Origin of the sequence: Verrucomicrobium sp. BvORR106 (assembly GCF_000739655.1) — a bacterium.
GTDB lineage: Bacteria > Verrucomicrobiota > Verrucomicrobiia > Verrucomicrobiales > Verrucomicrobiaceae > Verrucomicrobium.
The window spans coordinates 1-23,485 of the sequence record NZ_BATR01000056.1 but is presented as its reverse complement, the minus strand read 5'-3'; the positions used below and the strand labels follow the sequence as shown (position 1 = coordinate 23,485).

At 60.3% G+C, this 23,485-nt stretch carries 20 protein-coding genes and 1 pseudogene; 13 read left to right on the top strand and 8 right to left on the bottom strand.

Annotated elements, in window-relative coordinates:
- Positions 1 to 66: 66 nt before the first annotated feature.
- Positions 67 to 1,845, bottom strand: coding sequence for an ABC transporter ATP-binding protein (locus BV106_RS09115; protein WP_051945482.1), 1,779 nt, complete (start codon positions 1,843 to 1,845; stop codon positions 67 to 69).
- A 186-nt stretch (positions 1,846 to 2,031) separates the two neighbouring features.
- On the opposite strand from BV106_RS09115, the gene BV106_RS35310 reads away from it, so the two are divergent.
- The 10 genes from BV106_RS35310 (at position 2,032) to BV106_RS37165 (ending at position 11,348) form a co-directional block, all read left to right on the top strand.
- Complete coding sequence (locus tag BV106_RS35310; RefSeq protein WP_051945480.1) at positions 2,032 to 3,534, top strand: N-acetylmuramoyl-L-alanine amidase; 1,503 nt, start codon at positions 2,032 to 2,034, stop codon at positions 3,532 to 3,534.
- 409 nt (positions 3,535 to 3,943) lie between these two features.
- Positions 3,944 to 4,885: an acyl-CoA desaturase gene (locus BV106_RS09105; RefSeq protein ID WP_038163681.1), complete on the top strand. Its 942-nt coding sequence runs from the start codon at positions 3,944 to 3,946 to the stop codon at positions 4,883 to 4,885.
- Positions 4,886 to 4,944: 59 nt separating this feature from the next.
- A complete protein-coding gene (locus BV106_RS09100) occupies positions 4,945 to 6,222 on the top strand; it encodes an FAD-dependent oxidoreductase (RefSeq protein WP_038163662.1) in 1,278 nt (425 codons plus the stop codon).
- Positions 6,216 to 7,031 carry a DUF1365 domain-containing protein gene (locus tag BV106_RS09095; protein WP_038163659.1) on the top strand — a complete coding sequence of 272 codons (816 nt, stop codon included), beginning with the start codon at positions 6,216 to 6,218 and terminating at the stop codon, positions 7,029 to 7,031. The genes BV106_RS09100 and BV106_RS09095 overlap by 7 nt, the downstream gene beginning before the upstream one ends.
- Positions 7,028 to 8,314, top strand: coding sequence for a cyclopropane-fatty-acyl-phospholipid synthase family protein (locus BV106_RS09090; RefSeq protein WP_038163657.1), 1,287 nt, complete (start codon positions 7,028 to 7,030; stop codon positions 8,312 to 8,314). The genes BV106_RS09095 and BV106_RS09090 overlap by 4 nt, the downstream gene beginning before the upstream one ends.
- A gap of 3 nt (positions 8,315 to 8,317) precedes the next feature.
- Positions 8,318 to 8,656, top strand: a complete 339-nt coding sequence (locus BV106_RS09085; RefSeq protein ID WP_038163655.1) for a DUF1475 family protein — start codon at positions 8,318 to 8,320, stop codon at positions 8,654 to 8,656.
- Positions 8,653 to 9,453, top strand: a complete 801-nt coding sequence (locus BV106_RS09080) for a DUF1295 domain-containing protein (protein WP_038163653.1) — start codon at positions 8,653 to 8,655, stop codon at positions 9,451 to 9,453. Before BV106_RS09085 ends, BV106_RS09080 begins: the two co-directional genes overlap by 4 nt.
- Positions 9,450 to 10,493, top strand: a complete 1,044-nt coding sequence (locus tag BV106_RS09075; RefSeq protein ID WP_051945478.1) for a cyclopropane-fatty-acyl-phospholipid synthase family protein — start codon at positions 9,450 to 9,452, stop codon at positions 10,491 to 10,493. The genes BV106_RS09080 and BV106_RS09075 overlap by 4 nt, the downstream gene beginning before the upstream one ends.
- 47 nt (positions 10,494 to 10,540) lie before the next feature.
- Positions 10,541 to 11,026: a hypothetical protein gene (locus tag BV106_RS37170; protein ID WP_051945476.1), complete on the top strand. Its 486-nt coding sequence runs from the start codon at positions 10,541 to 10,543 to the stop codon at positions 11,024 to 11,026.
- Positions 10,941 to 11,348, top strand: coding sequence for a hypothetical protein (locus BV106_RS37165; protein ID WP_265595475.1), 408 nt, complete (start codon positions 10,941 to 10,943; stop codon positions 11,346 to 11,348). Before BV106_RS37170 ends, BV106_RS37165 begins: the two co-directional genes overlap by 86 nt.
- A gap of 166 nt (positions 11,349 to 11,514) precedes the next feature.
- On the opposite strand, the gene BV106_RS38215 is transcribed toward BV106_RS37165, so the two are convergent.
- Complete coding sequence (locus tag BV106_RS38215; RefSeq protein WP_009958804.1) at positions 11,515 to 11,676, bottom strand: hypothetical protein; 162 nt, start codon at positions 11,674 to 11,676, stop codon at positions 11,515 to 11,517.
- A 53-nt stretch (positions 11,677 to 11,729) separates the two neighbouring features.
- Complete coding sequence (locus BV106_RS09065) at positions 11,730 to 12,011, bottom strand: hypothetical protein (RefSeq protein WP_265595474.1); 282 nt, start codon at positions 12,009 to 12,011, stop codon at positions 11,730 to 11,732.
- Positions 12,012 to 12,321: 310 nt separating this feature from the next.
- Here BV106_RS09065 and mutS point away from each other — a divergent pair, with 310 nt between their 5' ends.
- Positions 12,322 to 14,835, top strand: a complete 2,514-nt coding sequence (gene mutS, locus BV106_RS09060; protein WP_038163644.1) for a DNA mismatch repair protein MutS — start codon at positions 12,322 to 12,324, stop codon at positions 14,833 to 14,835.
- Between the two features lie 115 nt (positions 14,836 to 14,950).
- Positions 14,951 to 15,928 (top strand): magnesium transporter CorA family protein, encoded by a 978-nt coding sequence (locus tag BV106_RS09055; protein WP_051945471.1) that lies wholly within the window; start codon positions 14,951 to 14,953, stop codon positions 15,926 to 15,928.
- Between the two features lie 261 nt (positions 15,929 to 16,189).
- On the opposite strand, the gene BV106_RS09050 is transcribed toward BV106_RS09055, so the two are convergent.
- The 5 genes from BV106_RS09050 to BV106_RS09030 all read right to left on the bottom strand — a co-directional run bounded on the left by BV106_RS09050 (position 16,190) and on the right by BV106_RS09030 (position 23,016).
- A complete protein-coding gene (locus BV106_RS09050) occupies positions 16,190 to 16,804 on the bottom strand; it encodes a hypothetical protein (protein WP_051945469.1) in 615 nt (204 codons plus the stop codon).
- A complete protein-coding gene (locus BV106_RS09045; RefSeq protein WP_265595473.1) occupies positions 16,801 to 17,535 on the bottom strand; it encodes a PIG-L deacetylase family protein in 735 nt (244 codons plus the stop codon). The genes BV106_RS09050 and BV106_RS09045 overlap by 4 nt, the downstream gene beginning before the upstream one ends.
- 84 nt (positions 17,536 to 17,619) lie before the next feature.
- Complete coding sequence (locus BV106_RS09040; RefSeq protein ID WP_038163674.1) at positions 17,620 to 18,783, bottom strand: M20 family metallopeptidase; 1,164 nt, start codon at positions 18,781 to 18,783, stop codon at positions 17,620 to 17,622.
- A gap of 173 nt (positions 18,784 to 18,956) precedes the next feature.
- A complete protein-coding gene (locus BV106_RS09035) occupies positions 18,957 to 21,767 on the bottom strand; it encodes an inverse autotransporter beta-barrel domain-containing protein (RefSeq protein ID WP_038163639.1) in 2,811 nt (936 codons plus the stop codon).
- 286 nt (positions 21,768 to 22,053) lie between these two features.
- Positions 22,054 to 23,016 carry an SDR family NAD(P)-dependent oxidoreductase gene (locus BV106_RS09030; RefSeq protein ID WP_038163638.1) on the bottom strand — a complete coding sequence of 321 codons (963 nt, stop codon included), beginning with the start codon at positions 23,014 to 23,016 and terminating at the stop codon, positions 22,054 to 22,056.
- Positions 23,017 to 23,224: 208 nt separating this feature from the next.
- On the opposite strand from BV106_RS09030, the pseudogene BV106_RS09025 reads away from it, so the two are divergent.
- Positions 23,225 to 23,485 (top strand): annotated as a pseudogene (locus BV106_RS09025) (hypothetical protein); the annotation flags it as partial.

Genomic DNA, 23,485 nt, shown 5'->3' with positions numbered 1-23,485 from the left:
GCAGGAGAGATCAACAAACAAAACGTAACAGGGGAACCCCAAGTTTAGGCAGATTCCCCCGCCGCCTCAACCCTGCATCTTCTCCTCCTGAAAACTGAGCTTCACCAGCTCTGCGTAGTACTCGCTGGTCTGCAGCAGTTCCGCATGGGTGCCAGAGGCCAGGATCTGACCGTTCCGCATGGCGTAAATCCGGTCAGCATGGAGGATGGTGCTCAAGCGGTGGGCGATCACCAGGCAGGTGCGGTTCGTCCGCAGGCCGTCGATGGCACGCTGGATCAGCTTCTCACTGCGGGTGTCCACCGCACTGGTGGCCTCATCCAGCAGCAGGATGGGAGCATTCTTCAAAAAGGCGCGGGCAATAGAGATGCGCTGTTTCTCCCCACCACTCAGGCGGGAGCCGCGCTCACCCACCATGGCATCCAGCCCGCCGTCCATGCGCTCCACAAACTCCGCCGCACAGGCCTGGCGGAGGGCCTCCCACAGTTCTTCGTCTGTGGCCGATGGGCGGCCCAACAGCAAATTCTCCCGGATGCTCTGGTTAAAGAGGTAGCTCTCCTGCGTCACGTACCCCATCGCATCCCGCAGGTCCGCCTTGTTCACGTCCTGTATGAGGTGGCCATCCAGGGTGATCGCCCCTTCATCTGCCTCGTAGAACCGGGTCAGCAGCTGGAAGAGCGTACTCTTCCCCGCCCCGGTGGCCCCCACAAAGGCCACCGTCTGCCGGGCCCGCACCACCACGTTGATATCGGTGACGATCGGCCGGTTCTCATCGTAGCGGAAGGACACGTTCTTGAACTCGATCTCGCCCCGCACCTCACCCAAGCGCTCCCCTTTCTTCAGGTCTTCCGTACCCTCCAGTTCCAGAATCTCGAACACCCGGTGGGCCGCCGCCAGACCGGTGACCACCGTCTGGTTGATGCCATGCAGCCGCCCCACCGGCTCATAGAACATGCCCATGAGCAGCAGGAACTGCGCGAGCTTGCCAATGGTGAGCTTCTCCGCATCCGGAACCGCCGGCACGGCAATCGCGTCCTGAATACACCACCAAGCCCCGAAACCCATGAGCAAGATCACGCCGGTATCTCCCAGGAAACCCATGCCCGGCCCATAGACCGACCAGGCCCGCTGCAGACGCGTCTGGTGGCGGCGATATTCGCTGCTAGAAGCATTGAACCCCCGCTGCTTCTCCTCCTCCAGCGTGTAGCTCTTGATCTGGCGGATGCCCGCGATGTTATCGTGCAGCAGGGAATTCAGCCCACCCGCCGCTTTCCGCGCCTCCAGAGCACGGGGAGACACCCACCGTGCGTAGATCCAGCCCCCGGCCGCGATGAAAGGCACGGGGATGAGCACCACCATGGCCAGCTTGGCATCCAGCCAGAACATCACCCCCGCCGTCAGCACCAGCTGCAGCACCGCCGGCACGCCCTGGTCGATCCCGTCCAGAATGACCCGCTGGGTCGCCGGCACATCATCCGCCATGCGGGTGATGATGTCCCCCGTGCTCTGGCGGTCGAACCACTTGAGGGGTAAATGTTGAATTTTCTCGTGCAGGCGGCTGCGCAGATCGTAGGTCATGCGCAGCTCAAAGGCATTGTTAGCCAGCGTGCGCAGGCTGAAAAAAAGCTGCTTTAGGAACATGGCTCCCAGCCCGATGGCAGATAGCTGGACGATGCGGGAGGTGTCCCGATTGGGGATGATATCATCTAGAAACCACTGGGTCAGCGCAGGAAAAACGTAGGCCAGCAGCGTACCTGTGATCCCCATGGCCAGCCCGGCCGTCACCCGCCAGGGGTACCTCGACATGAACCGCAAGATCAACCGCATGGAGGAAGGATGGCGCATCATGAGCGGTCAGAATCGAAATAAGGTGGAACAAACGGACGTCGTGATGAACCGGTCATTCAATGGAAAATCGACTTTCGATCAACGTCCATCGTATCGAACTGTCACTTTAGGGTGCCTCATGGGACTCAACCCTGCTCCAACTCTCCTCAGAGGCGCGCAATAATTGCAAAGGACTAACATACGTGTATGATGGAACTTCCCCCCATGAAGGCAACTTCCACCTTCGCTACCAGACCGCTCGGCAAAGCCTTGAGCGTGGGGCTCGCCTGTGCTCTGGCGGGCTGGCTCGGCTCGGCCCAAGGGGCCGTCAAGAAATCCACGGAAGACGAAAAGGAGAAGCCCAAGACCGAGTCCAAACAGACTGAAAAAATTTCTGTGCCGGTGAAACCGCCTGCCAAGGCACCCGCAAAAACCACCAGCACGGCCAAGAAAACCACTTCGACCCCGGTCAAGAAGACCACCCCCGCCCCTGCCAAACCCAAGGCGGAAACGGAGAAAGAAACCAAACCGGAGGTTAAACCGGCAGAAAAGTCCGGAGAAAAACCCGCCGAGGGCGACAAGCCCCCGACGCCCGACATGGGAGCCTCCACCGGCGCGAACGCCAAGGATGCCCCGCCCAAGGACGTGACCTCCACCTCCAAGGCGAGTTCAGACGGCCATAGCGACAGTGAGATGCATGGCCCTGATCCAGAGGAGGAAGCCGCTGAAAAAGCCGCCTCAGCCGCCCGCGCGAAGTCGGCCTCCAGCACCACCTCCACCAGAGACATGGCAGGCTGGGAGATCATGCGCTACCAGGAGCGGGACTACGTGTCCGCCGCCAGCATCCATCGCTTCTACCGGTTTAACGAGCTGAAGGTGAACGGGAATTCCGTCTGGTTCACCTCGCCCGTGCTCATCATGAAGGGCACGAAGGACAGCCACGAACTGCTCATCAACAACATCAAATTCGTCATGAGCTACCCCATGGTGGAGCTCAATGGCAAGCCTTGCATCTCCCGCCTGGACCTCTGCAAGCTCATCGATCCCGTGCTGCGCCCCAGTTATATTGGGAAAGGCAGCACCTTCGACACCGTCATCATCGATCCCGGCCACGGTGGTCATGACTCAGGGGCCAAGGGTATCTACGGGTATGAAAAAGACTACGCCTTGAAGCTGGCCTACACGCTCAAGGGCATCCTGGAAAAGCAGGGCCTGCGCGTCATGCTGACCCGCACGAATGACACTTTCATCTCTCTGGGCGGCCGTGTGGCCTATGCCAACAAGGTGCCCAACAGCATTTATGTAAGCCTCCACTTCAACTCCGGCGGCAGCAGCGCCACGGGGATCGAGACCTTCGCCCTCTCCCCGCAGGGCAGTTCCTCCGTTTATGGCTCCAATGCCAGCGATGGCTCCGCCTTCCGCGGAAATCAGCGTGACTCGGAGAACATCGCCCTGGCCACCGCCATCCACGCCTCCGTCGTCAGCCACTTCAAGCTGGTGGACCGCGGGGTAAAGCGCGCCCGCTGGCACGTCCTGCGCGGTCTGGAGCGCCCTGGTGTGCTCTTCGAAGGGGGCTTTGTCACCAATGCCACCGACGCCCGCCTCATCGCTGCCGACAATTTCCGCAGTGAGCTGGCCACCACCATCGCCCAGGCGGTGATGAACTACCGCCGGGCTCTCCAGCCGGGTAAACGCCCCCCTGCACGCTGATCCCGAACAGGATTTGCGCAGGTATGGGCAATCTCGCACCATTTTGCTCCATTGCTAAATTCCAAGGAATGGCGTAAATGAGACTGATTTTCACGCCGCCAAAGGCCCGTGACCCGTTTTTGTCCCTGTTTTCAAGCGCAGTTTTGGCAGCTGTCGCCCTAGAAACGGGATCACTAGCGGAGCTGCGGAATCCCTTTCTGCATGAGGATTGGTCGGGGGGCGTTTTCTGAACCCTCCCAACCGTCTGGGGCGACAGGTTCACTCATTTTGAGCCTGACGTCATGGGCAATTCACCTTCAACTCCGAATCTGCCCATTTTCAATGGGCGGACCCAGAATACAAAATTCGAATGACATCCCAATCACCAAGTATCGCAAAAAAGCGCACCCTCTGGGCGCATCTATCGGACATGCTTCGCCAATGGTGGGACACCGATTACCATCCAGAAGGCCAGGACAAGCTCCGCAACGCTGCGGACACCGTGGATATCAAGCGCTGCGTGCCCTTCATCCTTCTGCACGGCGGTTGCCTTGCCGTTATCTGGGTGGGTTTTAGCTGGTTCGCCCTCGCGGCCGCCATCGCCCTTTATGTGATCCGCATGTTCGCGATCACCGCATTCTACCACCGGTACTTCTCACACCGTACCTTCAGGACCTCGCGCTTCGCGCAGTTCTGCTTCGCCGTCATTGGCAACACCGCCATGCAGCGCGGCGCCCTCTGGTGGGCGGCTCACCACCGTCACCATCACCAGCACTCGGATGAAGATCCAGATGTGCACTCCCCCACCATCCGTGGTTTCCTCTGGTCTCACATTGGCTGGATCACCAGCCCGCGGAACTTCCCCACGGACTACAGCCGCGTGAAGGACCTCGCCAAGCACAAGGAACTCGTCTTCCTGAACCGCCACGACATGGTGGTGCCTCTTGCCTACGGTGCCTCCCTCTGGCTCGTCGGCTGGCTGCTGGGCAAGTTCGCGCCTGGTCTTGGCACCAGCGGTGCCCAGCTCTTCATTTGGGGCTTCTTCATCAGCACCGTAGCCCTGCTTCACGGCACCTTCTTCATCAACTCCCTGGCCCACGTGTTCGGCGGACGCCGTTTCGTGACCAAGGACACGTCCCGCAACAGCCTCATTCTCGCCCTGCTCACGCTCGGTGAAGGCTGGCACAACAACCACCACCGCTACATGCACTCCGCCCGTCAGGGCTTCTACTGGTGGGAAATCGATATCAGCTTCTACGTGCTGAAGATGCTTTCCTGGTGCGGCATCATCTGGGAGCTCAAGCCGGTGCCCGCGCATATTTATGAAGAGGCCCGCATCCAAAAAGAGCGGGCTGGCGCATCACCCGGCTGACACCCCTCATGGTTCTCATGAGGTGCGGTGTTTGAGAAATCAAGCCGGACAAGCACCTCATGAGCCGCCAACGCATCGCCATTATAGGAACGGGCATAGCCGGACTCGGCTGTGCCCATTTTCTTTTTAGGCGGCATGACATCACCCTCTTTGAAAAGAATGACTACGCCGGCGGTCACACCAATACGGTGACCGTGCAGGAGGAGGGGCGGGAACTCCCGGTGGACACGGGGTTCATGGTGTTCAACCACGTCACCTACCCGCATCTGACCCGGCTCTTCCGTGAGCTGGACGTGCCCACGCAGCGCACGGACATGTCCTTCAGCGTGCGGCATGATCCCACGGGCATCGAGTACAATGGCCGCAATCTGAAGACGGTCTTCGGGCAACGGCGGAACCTGTTGCGCCCCCGCTTCTGGAACTTCGTCCGGAAGATTCACCGCTTCAATCAGGAGACGGCCGCCGCTTTGGAAGACCCGCGGTTCGCGGAGATGACTCTGCGGGAGTACGCCCGCGTCCGCGGCTACGGGCAGGATTTCCTGGACCTCTACGTCGTCCCCATGGGCTCCGCCGTGTGGAGCACTCCGCCGGACTTGATGCTCGAGTTTCCGGCGGTGACCCTCATGCGCTTCTGGTACAACCATGGCTTCCTGGGGATGAAGACCCGCCACCCCTGGTGGACGGTCACCGACGGGGCGCGATCTTATGTAAAAAAACTCACCGCTCCTTTCAGCGATCAAGTGAACCTCCGTCGAGCTGCCGTGAGGGTGGAGCGGCAGCCCCGCCAGGTGCGCGTGCACCTGGAAGATGGGAGCAGCGAGACGTTCGACAAGGTGATCCTGGCCGCCCATGCCGATCAGTCCCTCGCCCTGCTGGATGCCCCTTCCCCACTGGAGCAGGAGTTACTGCCCTGCTTCCAGTACCAGCCCAACATCGCCACCCTGCATACGGATGAACGCTTCATGCCCCGTACGCGCCGCTGCTGGGCCTCGTGGAACTACCATGTGAAACCCCAGCCCGGGGGCGGGGTTCAGACCAGCACGCACTACTGGATGAACAACCTGCAAAAGGTGTCAGACCGCACCAACTACTTCGTCGCCATCAACGGAGAGCAGGACATTGCCCCAGATCAGGTGCTCAAGACCATCCGGTACGAGCACCCCCTCTTTGACCTGAAGGCCATCCGTGCTCAGAAGAAGCTGCCAGAGCTCAACCAGCTGTCTCCTGACCAGACCACGTACTACTGCGGCAGTTATTTCCGCTATGGTTTCCATGAAGACGCCCTGGGCTCTGCGGTGAACCTCTGTCGGGATCTGCTGGGGGAGGAGCCATGGTGAAGTCATCCACCAGTGCGATCTACGAGTGTGAGGTGATGCACCGTCGCCTCACACCCACCGTGCACCAGTTTCACTACCGGGTGTTTTATCTCTGGCTGGATCTGGATGAGCTGCCCACGCTGGACAAACGGCTGCGACTGCTGGGGCACAACCGCTTCAAGCTGTTTTCGTTTTTCGATGCCGATCATCCGGGCTCGGAACCGGGACCGGCGAAGGAGCGCCTGCTGACATGGCTCACTTCCGAAGGCATGGACGCAACGCGCATCGCGACGGTGCACCTGCTCTGTTTCCCCCGTGTGCTGGGTTATGTCTTCAACCCCGTCTGCTTCTTCTACTGCTTCGACAAAGATGGCTCGCCCCTCTGCGTGGTGGCCCAGGTAACAAACACCTTCAGGGAGCAGAAGCTCTACTTGGTGCAGGAACAGGAGGCCGGGGGGCGCTTCCGCCGCATCGTGCCGAAACATTTTTATGTCTCCCCGTTCATGGACCTGGAGCTTTGTTTTGACTTCAAGCTCCGGGTGCCCGGGGAGAAGCTGGAGATTCACATCGATGATCGCAAGGCGGACGAGCGCATCCTGCTGAGTGCTCTGACCGGCACCCGCACCGCATTGACGGATTCACGACTGCTCTGGTGCGCCGTGAAGTACCCGCTGCTCACGCTCAAGGTCATTTTCCTCATTCACTGGGAGGCGTTGCGTTTGTGGCTGAAGCGACTGCCCGTGCACCGGAAAGCCTCCCGCCCAGATCTGCAGCAGAAGGTGCTGCGGCCTCATACCAAGCTTGCTGCCAATACCCCGTCGAAATCATGAACGACACCCTGACTCTTGAAAGCGCAGGCAACCCGGCCAACCTGGCCGCGTTCCACCCGTGGACTTTTTATGAAGGGCTGGTGATGCGGGTGCTCTCCCGTTTCAGCCACGGGACGCTCCGCCTGACCTGGCCCGATGGCACCACGCGGTTGCTGGGAGATGCCGAATCCGAAGTGACCGCAGAAATCCGGATCCGTCAGCGCGAGGCCTTCTTCCAACGGTGCGCCCTCTATGGCAATGTGGGTTTCGGCGAAGGTTATGTGGAGGGTGACTGGGACACTCCTGACGTCGGGGCTGTGGTGACATGGTTCGTGGAAAATCTCCACCGCGACCCCACGGCGAAAGGCTCCTCCCAGCGGCTTCCGCTGCTGAACCTGCTGAAGCTGGCAAACCGAGTGCAGCATTGGTTGCGGCCCAACAGTGTGAAGATCTCCCGCCGCAACATCGCGGAGCACTACGACCTGGGGAATACTTTCTATTCCCTGTGGCTGGATGCCACCATGACCTACTCCGCCGCACGCTTCACCCGGCCGGGGCAGAGCCTGGAGGAGGCGCAGACGGAGAAGTATGAAGCACTCTGCCGCAAGTTGCGCCTGCAGCCCACGGACCATGTGCTGGAGATCGGCTGCGGCTGGGGCGGCTTCAGCAGCCACGCCGCACGCGTGCATGGCTGCCGGGTCACCGCAGTGACCATCTCTGAAGAGCAGCATCGCTACGCCACGGAGCGCATGGCACGCGAGGGTCTCTCAGACCGGGTGGAGATCCGCCTTGAGGACTACCGCCACATCACCGGCACGTATGACAAGATCGCTTCCATCGAGATGCTGGAAGCAGTGGGTGAGGCCTATCTGGAAACCTACTTCGCCAAATGTGCGGAGCTGCTCAAACCCGAAGGCCTGCTGGCCGTGCAGATGATCACGGTGCCGGACTGCAATCATGCGCAACTCCGCAAAGGGGTGGACTGGATCCAGAAACACATCTTCCCCGGCTCCCTGCTGCTGAGCGTGAGCCGGGTGAATGAGGCGCTCAACCAGACGGGCACGCTCTTCATGCATGAGCTGGAGGATCTGGGGGCGGGCTATGCGCGCACACTGGCCCTCTGGCATGAGCGGTTCCAAGCCCGCATCAAAGAAGTGCTCGCCCTCGGGTTCGATGAGCGTTTCATCCGGAAATGGACCTACTACCTCAAGTACTGTGAGGCGGCTTTTGACCGGCGGAACATCAGCGTGGTGCAAGCCTGCTATACCCGCCCCAACAACCCCACGCTCCGGGAGACTTGGTAGGCGATGAAGGCGATCCCCGTCCTCCGCGTCTTTTTCATCGTGGTGCTGGTCTCCATGCTCAGCGTCACCATCTGGGCCAGTCTCCACGGAGCGCTGTGGAAGGTGCCGCGTGAGGTGGCCACCCATCCCTGGTTCATCGCCACGCTCTTTGATGCCTACTGGGGATTCCTCACCTTCTACTGCTGGGTGTTCTATCTCGAGCGCAACATCCTCTCCCGTGTGCTCTGGCTGGTGGCCATCCTCCTGCTGGGAAACATCGCCATGGCTGTGTATGCATTGATCCGGCTCTTCCGCGTGCCGGCTGATGCCACGATGGAAACGCTGCTGCTGAAACGCGCATGAACTCCTTTGCCCTGCTGTTGTTGCTTGGGGCCCTGGTGGCCTTTGCGCTCTTCACGTTCACCTGGCTGCTCAGCCGTAAGCTGGACAACTACAGCTTCGTGGACATCACCTGGTCCTACTCACTCGGCGTGCTGGCCCCGCTCTATGCCATCTGCACATGGAGCACGGGATATCCGCCCCGGCACACGCTCGCCCTGATCATGGCCGTGGGCTGGAGCTTGCGGCTGGGGACGTATCTGCTGCTCCGCATCAAGAGTCATCATCCCCATGAAGATGTGCGCTACCAGGTGCTGCGTAAGAAGTGGCAGAGACATCTGGGCAGCCGTTTCTTCGCCTTCTTCCAGGCACAGGCGTTGTTGATTGTGCTGCTTTCCATTCCTGTCTTGCTGGCGTTCCGCAATCCCGCTCCCACCTTGAGTCTTTGGGAAATGGCCGGCGCGGCCCTCTGGTTGGTCGCCCTCACCGGTGAAGGGATGGCAGACTGGCAGATGAGACGGTTCAAGGCCGCACCGGAGAATCGCGGCAAGGTCTGCACCGTGGGTCTGTGGCATTACTCCCGCCACCCGAACTACTTCTTTGAATCTCTCGTCTGGTGGGGTTTCTGGCTCTTCGCGTGTGGATCACCGTGGGGATGGCTCACCCTCTACGCACCGCTGCTCATCCTCCACTTCCTGCTGCGAGTCACAGGCATCCCCCTCACAGAGAAGTGCGCGGTGGAATCCAAAGGCGAAGCTTACCGCGAGTATCAACGCACCACGAATGCCTTCGTGCCGTGGTTCCCCAAGAGACCTTCATGAGCCTGACTGACACCCTCCTTGAGAAGAACCTGCTGCCCGACGCCCTCATCCGCTTTGGCATCCGCCAGCGGTTGCAGGCCACGCTGGATGAACGACGCCCACAAAACGTGGAGTACCGCCAGATCCTCTTCAATGAACATCTGGAAAGCCTCCTGGCCAGCCCCGTGGCCGTCGAGACGGATGCGGCCAACGATCAGCACTACGAACTGCCCACCCGCTTCTTCCAGCTCTGTCTGGGCAAGCACCTCAAGTACAGCTCCGGCTGGTGGGACATGGATTGCCAAACGCTGGATGATGCTGAAGCCGCCATGCTGGCCCGCACCTGCGAGCGGGCACAGCTGCGCGATGGTCAGCACATCCTGGAACTCGGCTGCGGCTGGGGCTCACTCTCCCTGTGGATGGCGGAGCACTATCCACACGCCCGCATCACCAGTGTCTCCAACTCGCGTACTCAAAAGCAGTACATCGACGCCGAAGCTGCGCGACGTGGTCTCACCAACCTCACCGTGCGCACCGCCAACATGATTCACTATCAGGGCGAAGGCGAAGGGGTGTTCGATCGCGTGGTGTCGGTGGAGATGTTCGAGCACATGAAGAACTATCGCGAGCTGCTCTGCCGGGTTGCGGACTGGCTGAAGCCGGGCGGCAAACTCTTCGTGCACATCTTCACGCATCGCGACATCGCCTACCACTATGAGGTGCGTCATGAGAACGACTGGATGGCGCGCTACTTCTTCACGGGCGGTCAGATGCCTTCTCATGATCTGCTGCTGCATTTCCAGGAGCACCTCCAGATTCAGGAACAGTGGGCGGTGAACGGCCAGCACTACGAGAAGACCGCCAACGCCTGGCTGGCCAATATGGACCGGCATCGCGAGGAGATCCTGCCACTGCTTGAGAACACCTACGGTCGCGAGCAACGCACCCGGTGGTGGGTGTACTGGCGGGTGTTCTACATGTCCTGTGCCGAGCTGTGGGGCTTCCACCATGGCAATGAATGGATCGTGTCCCACTACCGCTTTGTGAAGCCGCAGGACTGAAAGTTCGCCCTCACTCTCATCCACCCGCCACCCCGCGCCATTGCTCCATGAAAACCTCCACCGCTTTCATCGCCAGCATGAGTCTGCTGCTCGCCATCACACCGCTCTCTGCAGCATCCACTGCAGTGGAGCTCATGTCCCAGGCGGGTGTCTTTGACCGCCAGCTGAAGCCTCAGTCAGCCCTGCCCCTCTACCTCCAGGTGGAGGCCATGGAGCCAGACAACGCCAGGCTCATGGTGTGCCTGGCACGGCAGTACAGCTACCTGATGACGGATGCCACCTCCGCCACCGACAAGCTCACGCTGGGACGCAAGGCGCTGGCCTACGCCGAGCGCGCCGTGAACCTGGAGCCTACCCTCGGCGACGCACATCTCTCCGTGGCCATTTGCCATGGCAAGCTGCTGCCCATGCCTCTCCGTGGCCATTTGCCATGGCAAGCTGCTGCCCATGCTGGACACCCGTCAGAAGTTGGAGGCATCACGCATCGTCAAAGCATCTGCAGAACAAGCGGCGGCACTGGCTCCGGGCAATGACCTGGCGTGGCACATCCTGGGCCGCTGGCACCAGGAGATGGCCGCACTGGGAGGCGCGAAGAAGCTGCTCGCACAACTCATCTACGGCGACCTGCCCGAGGCATCGTACGCAGAGTCCGCCCGTTGTCTGGAGAAGGCTGCGACTCTCAACCCGCAGCGTCTGATGAACCAGATCGAACTGGGCAGAACCTACGCCCAGATGCACCGCGATGATGAGGCACGGAAGTTCATCAACAAGGGACTCGCCATGCCCGTCCGGGAAAAAGAGGATCCCGACAGCAAAGAGCGGGGGAAGGCGACGCTCAGAAAACTCGACTCTTGAGTTTTGAGCTCCTGTCATGCCCGGGCAGGCATCCTGCCCGGACAATCGAGGTTGGGATGAGAGCGGGGAGCTATCAGGCTTTTGTGTTTAGCCTGCTTCCTCGTCTCGAAGCGGCGCAGACTCTTGCTGAGAACTTGTGTCTTCAGCCCGCCCGCGTCGCAGGTGCTTACTTCTTCTTGGCGGCTTTTTTAGCGGCCTTCTTCGCCACCTTCTTCACAGCGGCCTTCTTGGCAGCTTTTTTCGCCGGCTTGGCAGCTACCTTCTTGGCGGCTTTCTTTGCAGGTGCGGCCTTCTTCGCGGCCTTTTTGGATGCTTTCTTGGTTGCCATGGTTTGTGTTCCTTTCGTTCCGATTATCGTTATTGGTTACTGACGATGGAGTTTTAACACGAAAGTTCTTGAACAACAAACATGAAAATCATCACCGCGCCGTTGTGGATGAGCGTGATGATGCTCGGCTCCCGCCTCGCACCGGGATGGATGATGCCTCCGCGAACCTTCATGAACACGTGGACGCTTAACAATGATACAGAGTAACTTTTTACACCCAAACAAGGGTGTTGAACATCACATGCGCGCTGCAAGCCTTGCCGCACAAGGCTTTGCGCGTTGCGCCCTTCATCATCACGCATGAACTCATGCAAGCACACAACGATGAGCTCCATGCACAACACATGGTCATCATGATGGTGTATCAAGACATTCTCACACCACATGTTGTGCTCTTGCCCGAGGTTTCGAGGCAGTCAAAAAAACGATAAATTTTTTTTCATCGAGCACGCCTGGAGCCCCATTTGGCGGGGTCGGAGCGTCTCTCGCACACCTTGAAGAGGTCGCGAGTGCACGCGTTCGCGATGCGTGTCGATCGCATCACGCGGTCATCAATCACGTCTTCCGGCGATGTTTGGCCCGCCAATTCCGTTGCGCTTTTTCCCCTTTTGCAATTCGCGCATTCCCGCTCATGATGCGGGTCCCATGTCCACCGATGCCGCATCCACCCCCATGATGAAGCAGTACCTCGCCATGCGGCGTGAGCTGCCAGCGGATGTGCTTCTCTTGTTTCGTCTTGGCGACTTCTACGAGATGTTCTTTGAGGACGCGAAGACGGCCGCCGGCATCCTCAACGTCGCACTCACCAAGCGCAACGGCATCCCTATGTGCGGCGTGCCGCACCATGCCGCGCAGGGCTACATCGCACGCCTCATCCGCGCGGGCCGACGTGTGGCCATCGGCGAGCAGACGGCGGATCCGGTGCCGGGCAAGCTCGTGCCGCGCGAGGTCTCAGAGATCATCAGCGCCGGCACGGTGACAGACGGACGTTATCTGGATGCGAACCGGGCACACTACCTCGCCGCCATCTGGCGTGAGGGAAAGAAGTTCGGTCTGGCGTATGTGGATCACACCACGGGCGAGTTTGAGGTCGCAGAGTTCGACGCGGCCAACGGACTGTCGGATGAGCTCACGCGCATCATGCCCTCGGAGCTGTTGTATGCGGAGGAGCAGGCAGAGTTGCTGGCGGAAGTCGGCGGATCCAAGGGCGCACAGGTCTGTGAAGGTTATCTGTTCCTGCATGACCAGGCGGTGCACACTCTCGTGCAGCACTTCAAGGTGCAGTCTCTGGATGGCTATGGCTGCACTCATCTCTCCGCGGCCATCTGTGCAGCCGGTGCCATCATGCAGTACCTGCAGTTCCAGCTGCGCAAGGAGGTCTCGCACATCAAGCGTCTGCGCGTGGCGGTGCCGTATGAAGGCGTGTGGATTGATGCTGCAAGCCAGAGCCACCTGGAACTGGTGAACAGTCGCGGCGGCACGGAACACACCCTGCTGCACTCGCTCAACCGCACCTGCACTCCCATGGGCGCCCGCAAATTGCGCCGCTGGGTGCTGCATCCCCTGCGCAATCTACAGCGGCTCATCGCGCGGCAGGATCTCATCGCCGCTCTGCTTCAGGAGCCGATGCTGCTTTCGCAATCACGCGATCTCTTCAAGGACATCCGCGATCTGGAACGTACCGCTGGACGTCTCAGCCAGGGCAGCGGGAATGGCCGCGATCTCCTCGCGCTCGCCCAAGCCCTGCTCGCCGTGCCCGCCATCAAGGTGGTGCTGGGCGAACTGCCCCACACGCCGCTGGCGCAAGATCTGATGCAGCAGATGCGCGACCTCACCGAGATGGCGGCGGGAATCGAGAAGATCATCACAGAAGAACCACCCGCCACCATCAAAGAGGGCGGCATCTTTCGCGAAGGCTTCTCTCCTCTGCTCGATGAACTGCGCAGCGCCTCCACCCAGGGACGCGAGTGGATGGCCCGGCTGCAGAACGACGAGATCGAACGCACGGGCATCAAATCCCTGAAGATCAAATACAACGCGGTCTTCGGCTACTTCATCGAGATCACGAAGTCGAACCTCGATGCTGTGCCGAAGGACTACGTGCGCAAGCAGACCACCGCCAACGGCGAACGCTTCATCACGGATGAACTCAAGCGCATGGAGGACAAGATCCTTGGTGCCGATGAAAAGGCGAAGGCGCTGGAGTACGAGGAATTCGTGAAGCTGCGCAGTGAAGCGATGGCGCATCTCGAAGCCATCCAGGAAACAGCGGAAGCCATCGCCACCCTGGATGTGCTGGCCTCACTGGCAGAGACGGCACGCCTCTTCAACTACACACGGCCGGTGCTCAACGACACACGCAATCTCTTCTTCAGAGATGGCCGGCACCCGGTGCTGGATCAGAACCTGGCCGGGGAGAAGTTCGTGCCCAATGACACAACGCTGGAGCCTGCGGAGAACCGCGTGCTCATCATCACCGGGCCGAACATGGCCGGGAAGAGCACCTACATCCGACAAGTGGCGCTGCTCACGCTCATGGCCCAGATCGGCAGCTATCTGCCGGTGGCCAGTGCCGAGGTGGGACTGGTGGATCGCATCTTCACCCGCATCGGTGCCAGTGATGACCTCTCTCGCGGCCAGAGCACCTTCATGGTGGAGATGAATGAAACTGCGCTCATCTTAAATAACGCCACCGAGCAGAGTCTCGTCATCCTGGATGAGATCGGTCGCGGCACGAGCACCTTCGACGGACTGAGCATCGCCTGGAGTGTGGCCGAGCATCTGCACAACGAGATCGGCGCACGTACGCTCTTCGCCACCCACTACCATGAGCTCACCGTCCTGGCACACACCTGCAGCGGCGTGAAGAACTACAATGTGGCGGTGAAGGAATGGAATCACCAGATCATCTTCCTGCGCAAGATCATCGCTGGCAGCGCAGAGAAGAGCTATGGCATCCAGGTGGCGCGACTGGCAGGATTGCCGGAAAAAGTCCTCCACCGCGCCCGCCACATTCTGGAGCGTCTCGAAGCCGGCCATCCTCCTAACGAGGACGCCGTCTCCTCAGGCGAGCCGTTGCTCATTCGTGAGAAACCCGCGGCCCGGCGCACGCCGCGGGAGAATCCCAATGCAGGGCCCGAATTAAACCTCTTCTCGTGATCGCACGTCATCAGGTTCTGGATTAGGCTTTCTCCTGTCTTCCAAGAAAGGACACAATGTCCGGCTTGCACTCCGTGGTGGTAGCGATAAAGCCTGAAGGACCACCGCGCCCCCCATGATCCGCCTCATCACAGAGCACGCCCAGCTGATTGACTGGACCGATGAAAAACCCCATCCGCTTCCGGAGAACTTGGTTTTTCTCGACCTGCTCAATCCGAGCCGGTCTGAGGAGGTAGAGGCGGAACAGTGGCTCGAGTACACCCTGCCGACCCGTGAGGAGATGCAGGAGATCGAAGAGTCCAGCCGGTTGTACTCTGAAAAAGGGGCTCTCTACATGACGGCATGGGTTCCGGTGGGACTGGAGACTCCCGAGCCCGACACCTCTGCGATCACCTTCGTGGTCAGCCCGGACACCCTCACCACGGTGCGTTATTCGGATCCCCTCGCGTTTCGCGTGCTGGCAGATCAGGTGCGCCGCCAGTGCAGCACGCCGGTGAGCAGTGACGCCGTCTTCCTCCTGCTGGTGGAAATGATCGTGGCCCGCATCGCCGACACCCTGCAGAGCATCGAGACTGATCTGCGCGGGGTTTCCCGCGACATCTTCGCCGTGGACCCGAACCGCGCCGATGGTGGCAAGGCCAACTGCGATCTCAATGAGGTGATCAAGCTCCTCGGCCGGCGCAACGCTCTCGTGGCGAACCTGCGCGAGTGCCTGGTGAGCATCGCCCGCATGCTTCAGTACTTCCTTAACAACGCCGCCCCCTGGATGAAGGGCGAGCTCGCCGCCCAGTTCCGCAGCGTGGCGCGTGACGTGAAGAGCCTGGATGACTACACCAACCAGCAGACGCAGGAGATGGCCTTCCTCCTGGATTCCACGCTGGGCCTTATCAGCATCCAGCAGAACCAGATCATCAAGATCTTCACCGTCGCCAGCGTGCTCTTCATGCCGCCCACGCTCATTGCCAGCATCTACGGCATGAACGTGAAGCTGCCCATCGCAGAGAGCCCCCTCGCCTTCTTCCTGGTGATGGTCAGCGTGATCATGTCTGCCATCCTGCCAGTGTGGTACTTCAAGAAGAAGAAACTGCTCTAGCGGCCGCGCCGCAGACAGGTTGAGGCGAACCAAGCGAACTCAGGGTCCCCAAGGAGCGGCGGTTTGTGCTTGCACAACCGCCAAGGCAAAACAGAGCCCTCGACGGCCAAAGTCCAATTGTCTTTTGCGGCCCCATAGGTTCCGGCTGACTTGGCGGTGGTCCTCCGCCAGCCACCATCGGCGGTTGTGCAAGCACAAACCGCCGCTCCTTGGCACACAAGCTCGTGATGATGTTTATCGCCCGCTTAACCCGACTCCGCATCACTGCTCCGCTTCCTTCACAAAAAAACTATACACGTGCCGGCCCACATCAAGAGGCTCTGTCTGCACCACGCCGAGGGGCGCGAACACCACGGGCTTCAATCCCCTTTTGATCTCCTGGCTCGCCTCTACCAACCCACGCACCTCAGTCCGGTCATTCCAGCCCACCACAAGCAATCCCTCCGGCTTGAGCACAGTCCGACATGCGGCGATGGCGGCTTCCGCACCGGCGAGATCATCAATCCCGTAGCCAAGCACGCCGTTGAAGATCACCGCATCGAACCACTCCGCTGCATAATGGCGATCCAACTCGGTGGCGGAGCCCACTTTGTGTTGCCGCGCTCCATAGCGCTGCTTCGCAGGATCATAGTCGAGCGTGTGATAGTCATTCCGCCGGAAGAGGGTGCGGTAGTGGGCGGTGTAGATCTCACAACCCACGAAGAGAACCCGGTGATGTTTCGCCGCCACCTCGGGAAGAATGACGGTCTCCAGCACCTTGCGATCCTGCGAGGTGATGGGCATGGGCCGCCCCAGCAGCAGCCAGAGACGAGTGCGCAGACGTCCGGGCACATGCCGTGCACGCTTCCACCAGGATGGCTTGGGTTGAGGGCTCATGGTTGATTGGGACGTGCGCGCTCCACAAAGATCTCCCACACCTGCTCATAACAACGCAGATGCGCACGCCCGAGCAAGCCGATCTGACTGGTGTAGGCCTGAATGGCCCGCAGCTTTGTCGCATGCACGGAGGCGATCGAAACTTTGATCAGGCCGGGAAAATCCGACCACTGTAGATTGCGGTGGAACTTCCCCATCCACCTTATCCAGATGGGATACTCGAAGAGCCGCACTTGCGAAGAGGAGCGAGCCACAGCTTCCGTGACAGCGCGATAGGTCGCCTCATGATCAGGATGCAGATCCCGCTGATGCGTCACGTACACCTCAAGTTCCGCCTGCTGGTTGAAGCACTCCGTCAGTCTGGACACCAGTTGTTGCCAGGCGGAGGCATCGAGCTTGCTCAAGCGTGTGTCAGGAAACCGGAGAAACAAGACCTGCTCCGCCAGCACTCCTAAAATGCCCGTGGCCGCGAGCGCCTCCTTCTCACGAGTGGCCACGATGTCGCCCGGTGCGGTTGTGCCTTCTTGATAACCTCCCCCTCCATCTGAGACGAAGACGACCGTCACCGGCACTCCCAACTGCCGCTTCAGGGCAATGATGCCACCGCAGCCAAAGGTCTCGTCATCCTCATGAGGGGCGACCACCACCGTCGGCACCTGCCTCACTGAGGGAAGCGGCTCCGCACGCCGCAACAACTGCGCAGTGAGCACGGCAGACGTGCAGGTATTCATGAAATGCCGAAGCCACCCAAGAGTCTGGTTCAGCATGTGGAGGCGGGTTCAGAGCTCATGTCGGACGGACGCCCGAAGATGGAACTACAAACCCCGGAGATAGTCCATCCAGAACTTCGCGCCCCGTTCCAGCTCCACCAGCTCGATCCACTCATCTTTCGTATGTGCCTGGGCGATGGAGCCTGGGCCCACTGCCACTGCAGGAACGCCCACCTCGGCGAGATAAGCCGCATCGCAGAACCACGGAGCCCCAGTGAGCGCCGCACCATGGCGCACCAGGGCCTGCACAAAGGGATCTTCCGCCGAGGTGTCGAGGCAGGGTGAGGCGGCTTCACGGCCACGCGGATTCACCACCGCCGTGGCATCATGCTGCTTCACGAACTCTTCCAGCAGCAGCATCGGCCCACCCAGCTTGGCAACGCCGGGTGTGTAGCGAATGTCCACGGTGAGGCAGCAATGGTCGGCCGTGATGTTTGGTCGGGAACCACCTTGAATCATGCCCAGACTGATCGTGCTCTGCCCCAGCCACTCATCCTGACCGGAGGCATCCTTCAACTGCTGCCGGAAGTCACCGTCGAGCAGCTTGATGAGCCGGGCCATTTTCAAGATGGCATTCTCCCCGAGCTCCGGACGTGAACCATGCACGGCCACGCCGAAGGTTTCAATGTCAGCCCACAGGCTGCCTTTGTGTTTGAAGACCGTCTGCAGACTGGTGGGTTCTGCAATGAACGCAAAGGCGTAGTCCTGGCCGTGATGCTTCGCGAAATGGCGGGAGCCAAATTGGGAGGACTCCTCAGACATGAACCCGGCAAAGTGCACCTCCACCGGCAGGTGCGGAATCTCATCCCGCAACTCCCACAGGGCCCAGAGCATCGCGGCCATCGGCCCCTTGGTATCACACGCCCCACGGCCCCAGAGCTTGCCGTCCCTGACCTCACCGCCGAAGGGATCTATCGTCATGCCTCCCACCCCCACCGTGTCGGTATGTGGCCCAAAGAGAATCACTGGCTTCTTTCCGCCGCTGGCCAGAGGTTGACTGGGAAACCGCCCGATAACATTCGGACGCCCTGGCAGCACCTCCTCCAGCACAGCCTTGGCCCCTGCCGTTTCTAAAAACCGGGCCACGTAAGCCGCGCAGTCCGCCTCACCCGTCTTCCCGGTGCCGGGTTCACCATCCGGATTGACCGAGGGAATACGGACCAGTGCCTGGGCGAGTTCAGTGACGGAGGAGGGAAATGCTTCAGCCATGGCGGGATAAGGCGGACGGGATTGCGCCATGTTTCCGCAGCATCGCCCGTCCCGCAACCCGGCAGATGTGACAGCGCCCTCTGGCCCTCAAAAAACAGAACGTCCGGCCACCCCAGGCGACCGGACGTTCTGCCCTCAGCACCAGTATCAGCGTCAGCACCATGAACACACCCTTACGGGAAACTGGATGGCGGCGAGAGGTTCACGCCATTGATGATGATCGAGCCCGTGGGACTACCCGAAACAGAAAGCGCTTCGCTGCTAAACCCGGTGACGGAGTTGCTGAACGTGCTGAAGACATTGAGGGTTCCGCCCACTTGGTTGAGACGGATCCCGTTAATGTAACTTCCCGAGATGGAGTTCTGGTCAAACTGGACATCCATCAGCGCCGAATCGCTAGAGTTCACCACGACGCCTTCCGAGTAACTGCCGCGGATGATATTGCCGCGGACCGTCCCCTGCATGTCTGCGTTGTCGTAGCCGTCGAGGTTGATCCCAGTGGGGGCATCCTCGATCAGGTTGTTCTCAATCGTGAACCGCTGATACCCTCCGCCGACCAGATGGATCGCAGGGACGATGGGGCTCTGGATCACGTTGTTGGTGATCGTCGAGGTCAGCTGCGCATCACTTCCCGCCCAGGCGTAGATGCCATAGCCGAGCTGATCCCGGATGACGTTGCCGTCGGCGATCAGGGTGGCGATGGAACATCCGTATGCCTCCATGTGGATGGCATCGCTCACGGCGCTGTTGAAGAAGTTGCTGTTCGCCGTCAGGCTCAAGCTGGCGTGCTTGTAGCTTTCCGCCTGGATGTAGTGTTCCCCGGCACCGCTGAAGCGATTGCCCAGCAGGGTCAGGATCAGGCTGGAACGTCCCTTGGCCTCTGCATCGACTCCGTCGTCGCCGACGTTGGAGATGAAGTTGCCATCCAGGATAGCGGTCAGCGTGGCGCAATCCTTGGTGGAGAAGTGGAAGCCGTCCATGCCGGCATCAAGGATGTGATTGCTGGTCGCATCGAACTTGATCTCGGAGTGGTCATAGCCGCGGATGCGGAACGCATGACCCGAGCCCCCCGTGAACCAGTTCTCATGCGCCAGGATCTCGATGAAGGATCTGTCGAGGGCCTTCACCTCCACGTCGTTGTCGTGGCCGTCATAGAACGCATTGGCCAGCACGATGAAACCAAACGCCGTGTCGTCGTCGCGGGTCTTGATGTTGATCGCGTTGCCGCCGGTGTTGTAGAAGTTGTTGCCAAACGCCACACCCACCCCGGTGTTGCCGTCGTCCATCCTCACATTGATGGCGTCACCGTTCACCGAGTAGAAGTCGTTTCCTCCAATGATGGAGGCCATGACGTTGCGCATCCGGATGCCATCGGGATCTCCACAGTAGGCGAGACCTCCGTGAATGCTGTACCCAATGACGCCGAAGACCTCGATGTTCGAGGCATTGAAGCCTCCGTAGAGATCCGGCTTCTGTCCGGTGCCGAAGGTCGTGCCCCCCACCCCATCGATCAATTCTGAGCTGCTGATGAAGAGGACATTCCCCGTCTTCGATTTCACATCCTCATGGTAGCCGTACGGGCTGGCCTGCGTGTACACGTTCCAGGTCCGCAGCGTGGTGTTGCTGTTGTCCTGCGCGATGTTGGCTGCTGCCTGGATGGTGTTGAGCGGACGCTCAGCCGTGCCGTCGCCGTACTTGTCCCCCTCCTGGATGCCGTTGCCAGTCGCCGGCCCATTGTTGGCAAACACGATGTCCTCCTTTAACACAAGACGACGGGCGCTCTGCGCGACCACCTTGGTCACCGTCTTCACCTGGGTGCTGGCCTTGGCCGCGGCCTCCTCCACCACACTGGCCACCTTGATGGCTGCATTCTGACGGTGCACCGGCTCCGCCAGGCGCTCCGCCAGGTGGCGACGACGGGGGCGGAAGGAGTCTGAGATGCGTTTCCAGAAGGTCTTGCCATCGCCCAGGTCCCCCATTTCAAACGGCAGCTCCATGCGCAGGCCAAAGAGCCAGTCATCCCCCACAAAACGTTCGTCCTCGTACCACGTGGCGGTGAGCACCAGCGCAGGCACAGGACGGAGCTCCACTCCGGCCTTCCATCCCTCCACATTGCCTGTGCCGCCGGTCTGCGGCCCGAACGGCTGGTTGTCGAATTTGAAATAACCTCCGACCAGCTTGAGGTCGCAGTACTTGTCCAGGCCCGGCACCAGCACGGCCACCTCCGCATCCCAGCCTTCCATGCCATCTTCAAACCTCTGGAACAGCCGCTCGATGGTGGTGGTGCTGGTGGTCGTGGCCCGCCTCGTGGTGAAGAGGGCATCCTGCTGGATGGAGTTGCCCGTGGCGAAGGGCTGGTTCAGCGGAGTGGTGCTCTGGTAGGTGCGCGTGCGGGAGTTGGTGAAAGTCTCCCTCGTGCGGATCTCCTCCGCCAGCTGCCGGTCGGAGAGCGGGAGGTAGTAATTTCCACGCACTTCGAGATACCTGGTGCCCGCCTCGACCCCGAAGCCCAGCTGCCAGAACTGATTGTCCGCCTCGGTGTCCAGCATGTCCACAAAGACGTTGGCCCCCACGTAGAAGCCCTCTTCCATGAATCCAGCTTGATGCCCATCGTGGCGGGTGATGGCCGTCACGGATTGGTCGCTGAACAGATGCCGCCAGCCAAGGCCCAGACTCGCGGCCACCTCCCCCCGCTCTCCCCAGGAAGTGTAGGGCTCCAGGAAGAGCACATCACCACCGAGAATCCCCTCCCGCCCCAGGCTGCTATGCAGGGGCACCACGAGGAACAGATTTCCATCAGTGTATTCGCCTGTCGTTTTGATTCCTCCGCCAAAGGTTCCTGGGAGACTCCATCGGTCTTCCAGCGTCACGGCCTTGGATTCCTTCCCGGCGGAGGCCCCAGCGGGACCGGCCGTCAGGGGTGCCACGTGCGACGTGGCCATGAGGACACAGAGGGTCCCCCACACATACGTGCGTGTTTTCATGGGATGGCTGCTTGAGAAGCCGCCCCGGTTTGCCGTGGGCGGCGGTGGTTGATGTGATCCAATCCCCTTGAGGGAAGACCGCTGGCCAAGTCCTGGTGGAGGCTCCGGCCGGCGCAGCAGCGGGTTTTTCCAAGGTGTGAGTTATGTAATCACAGTGCCCGGCAGTCAGGCAAGATATATTTTTATATGATACTAATACTCAAGAGCGAATCACAAAAAAGGCGGGCCCGTGCCCGCCTTCAATTCAATTCGAGCACCGGGGTGCCTGATCGGAACCTGCCGCGCCTTAGCGCACTCCGAGCTTCCGCATCTCCAGGAACCAATCCACGAACTTCGGAATCCCGGTGTCGAAGTGCGTGGTGGGCTTGAAGTTGAGGAGCCGACTCGCCTTGCTCACATCGGCACTGGTCAGGGGCACGTCGCCGGGCTGCTCAGGCATCTCATTGATGATGGCCTTTTTGCCAAGCGCGTCCTCAATGGCCCCAATCATCTGATTGAGGTTCACCGTTTGAGAGCCGCCCAGGTTGAAGATGCTGCACAGAGGACCGTCCTCGAAGTTCAGGGCACCGATGATGCCGTCCACGATGTCGCTGATGAAAGTGTAGTCACGCGCGGTGTCCCCCTTGCCGTACCGGTCGATCGGCTTGTCTTCCAGGATCAGCTTGGAGAACTTGGAAATGGCGAGATCAGGGCGCTGGCGGGGACCATAGACCGTGAAGAAGCGCAGACACACGCAGCGGATGCCGTACAGGGTGCTGTAGTTGGAGCACATCTGCTCGCCAGCCATCTTGGTCATGGCATAGGGGCTGATGGTCTGAAGGATCGGATCCTCTTCTGCAAACGGGACCTTCTTGTTCACGCCGTACACGGAGGAGCTGCTCGCGAAGACGAATTTCTTCACGCCGTGACGCTTGCAGGCCTCCAGCAGGTAGAAGGTGCCCTTGATGTTGGTATCTATATAGAGCTCAGGCTGCTCGATGGAGGGGCGGACCCCGGCGCGGGCCGCGAGGTGGATGACTGCATCAAACTTGCCTTCTGCAAAAGTCTTCTCCACCACCTCAGGGTCCCGCAAGTCCCCTTCCACGAGGGTAATGCGATCCTGCACTGCGGAGATGTTGTGCCGCTTGATCTCGGGAGCGTAGTAGTCGTTGAAGTTGTCCAGAATGCCAACTTCGGCTCCCTGGGCGAGCAGACGCTCAACCGTGTGGGATCCGATGAAACCTGCGCCGCCGGTAACTAGGACTTTCATGATTAGGAAAAAGGGCGGTCAGAATGGGTGGGCTGGGGCTGGAGGCAAGCAAAAGTTGGCTTCTGACTGCATCGGAGAAACGGAAGCGTCACCCCACGTGCGAATTTCCCTTCAACTTTCTTGAAAGCTATTGACGTTGGAAGTGAGCACCAGCTAGACTTTTTGAAATTCGGGGGACTTTTTGTGCCCGCGACAGACTTTTTGCACCATGAGCGACAACCAGCCCAATCAGCCACCAACTCCTCCCGCAAAGACCGCCGCTGTGCCGTTGAAGAAAGAAACGGTGCGCATCACCCTTAGGGCTCGCCCGGGTGCTGGCGTGACGCAGCCGAAGGAACTGACTGCGCCGGTGACACCGGTGACCGCTCAGGTCCCCCGCCCGATCACAACGTCGATCACGCCCGCTGGTGCCGCAGCCGTTCCTGCGCCTGCCGGTTTGGCCAAGCCCGCCGCGCCTGTTAGCAAGGCC

Excerpts from the sequence above, each read along its gene's own strand:
- BV106_RS09045 (WP_265595473.1), bottom strand. The coding sequence starts at position 17,535 with ATGAATACCTGCACGTCTGCCGTGCTCACTGCGCAGTTGTTGCGGCGT.
- BV106_RS35310 (WP_051945480.1), top strand. The coding sequence starts at position 2,032 with ATGATGGAACTTCCCCCCATGAAGGCAACTTCCACCTTCGCTACCAGA.
- BV106_RS09050 (WP_051945469.1), bottom strand. The coding sequence starts at position 16,804 with ATGAGCCCTCAACCCAAGCCATCCTGGTGGAAGCGTGCACGGCATGTG.
- BV106_RS09100 (WP_038163662.1), top strand. The coding sequence starts at position 4,945 with ATGAGCCGCCAACGCATCGCCATTATAGGAACGGGCATAGCCGGACTC.
- BV106_RS09065 (WP_265595474.1), bottom strand. The coding sequence starts at position 12,011 with ATGGAGCTCATCGTTGTGTGCTTGCATGAGTTCATGCGTGATGATGAA.
- BV106_RS09080 (WP_038163653.1), top strand. The coding sequence starts at position 8,653 with ATGAACTCCTTTGCCCTGCTGTTGTTGCTTGGGGCCCTGGTGGCCTTT.
- BV106_RS09095 (WP_038163659.1), top strand. The coding sequence starts at position 6,216 with ATGGTGAAGTCATCCACCAGTGCGATCTACGAGTGTGAGGTGATGCAC.
- BV106_RS09040 (WP_038163674.1), bottom strand. The coding sequence starts at position 18,783 with ATGGCTGAAGCATTTCCCTCCTCCGTCACTGAACTCGCCCAGGCACTG.
- BV106_RS09085 (WP_038163655.1), top strand. The coding sequence starts at position 8,318 with ATGAAGGCGATCCCCGTCCTCCGCGTCTTTTTCATCGTGGTGCTGGTC.
- BV106_RS09115 (WP_051945482.1), bottom strand. The coding sequence starts at position 1,845 with ATGATGCGCCATCCTTCCTCCATGCGGTTGATCTTGCGGTTCATGTCG.
- BV106_RS09055 (WP_051945471.1), top strand. The coding sequence starts at position 14,951 with ATGATCCGCCTCATCACAGAGCACGCCCAGCTGATTGACTGGACCGAT.
- BV106_RS37170 (WP_051945476.1), top strand. The coding sequence starts at position 10,541 with ATGAAAACCTCCACCGCTTTCATCGCCAGCATGAGTCTGCTGCTCGCC.
- BV106_RS09075 (WP_051945478.1), top strand. The coding sequence starts at position 9,450 with ATGAGCCTGACTGACACCCTCCTTGAGAAGAACCTGCTGCCCGACGCC.
- mutS (WP_038163644.1), top strand. The coding sequence starts at position 12,322 with ATGTCCACCGATGCCGCATCCACCCCCATGATGAAGCAGTACCTCGCC.
- BV106_RS38215 (WP_009958804.1), bottom strand. The coding sequence starts at position 11,676 with ATGGCAACCAAGAAAGCATCCAAAAAGGCCGCGAAGAAGGCCGCACCT.
- BV106_RS09105 (WP_038163681.1), top strand. The coding sequence starts at position 3,944 with ATGCTTCGCCAATGGTGGGACACCGATTACCATCCAGAAGGCCAGGAC.
- BV106_RS09035 (WP_038163639.1), bottom strand. The coding sequence starts at position 21,767 with ATGAAAACACGCACGTATGTGTGGGGGACCCTCTGTGTCCTCATGGCC.
- BV106_RS09030 (WP_038163638.1), bottom strand. The coding sequence starts at position 23,016 with ATGAAAGTCCTAGTTACCGGCGGCGCAGGTTTCATCGGATCCCACACG.
- BV106_RS09090 (WP_038163657.1), top strand. The coding sequence starts at position 7,028 with ATGAACGACACCCTGACTCTTGAAAGCGCAGGCAACCCGGCCAACCTG.
- BV106_RS37165 (WP_265595475.1), top strand. The coding sequence starts at position 10,941 with ATGCTGGACACCCGTCAGAAGTTGGAGGCATCACGCATCGTCAAAGCA.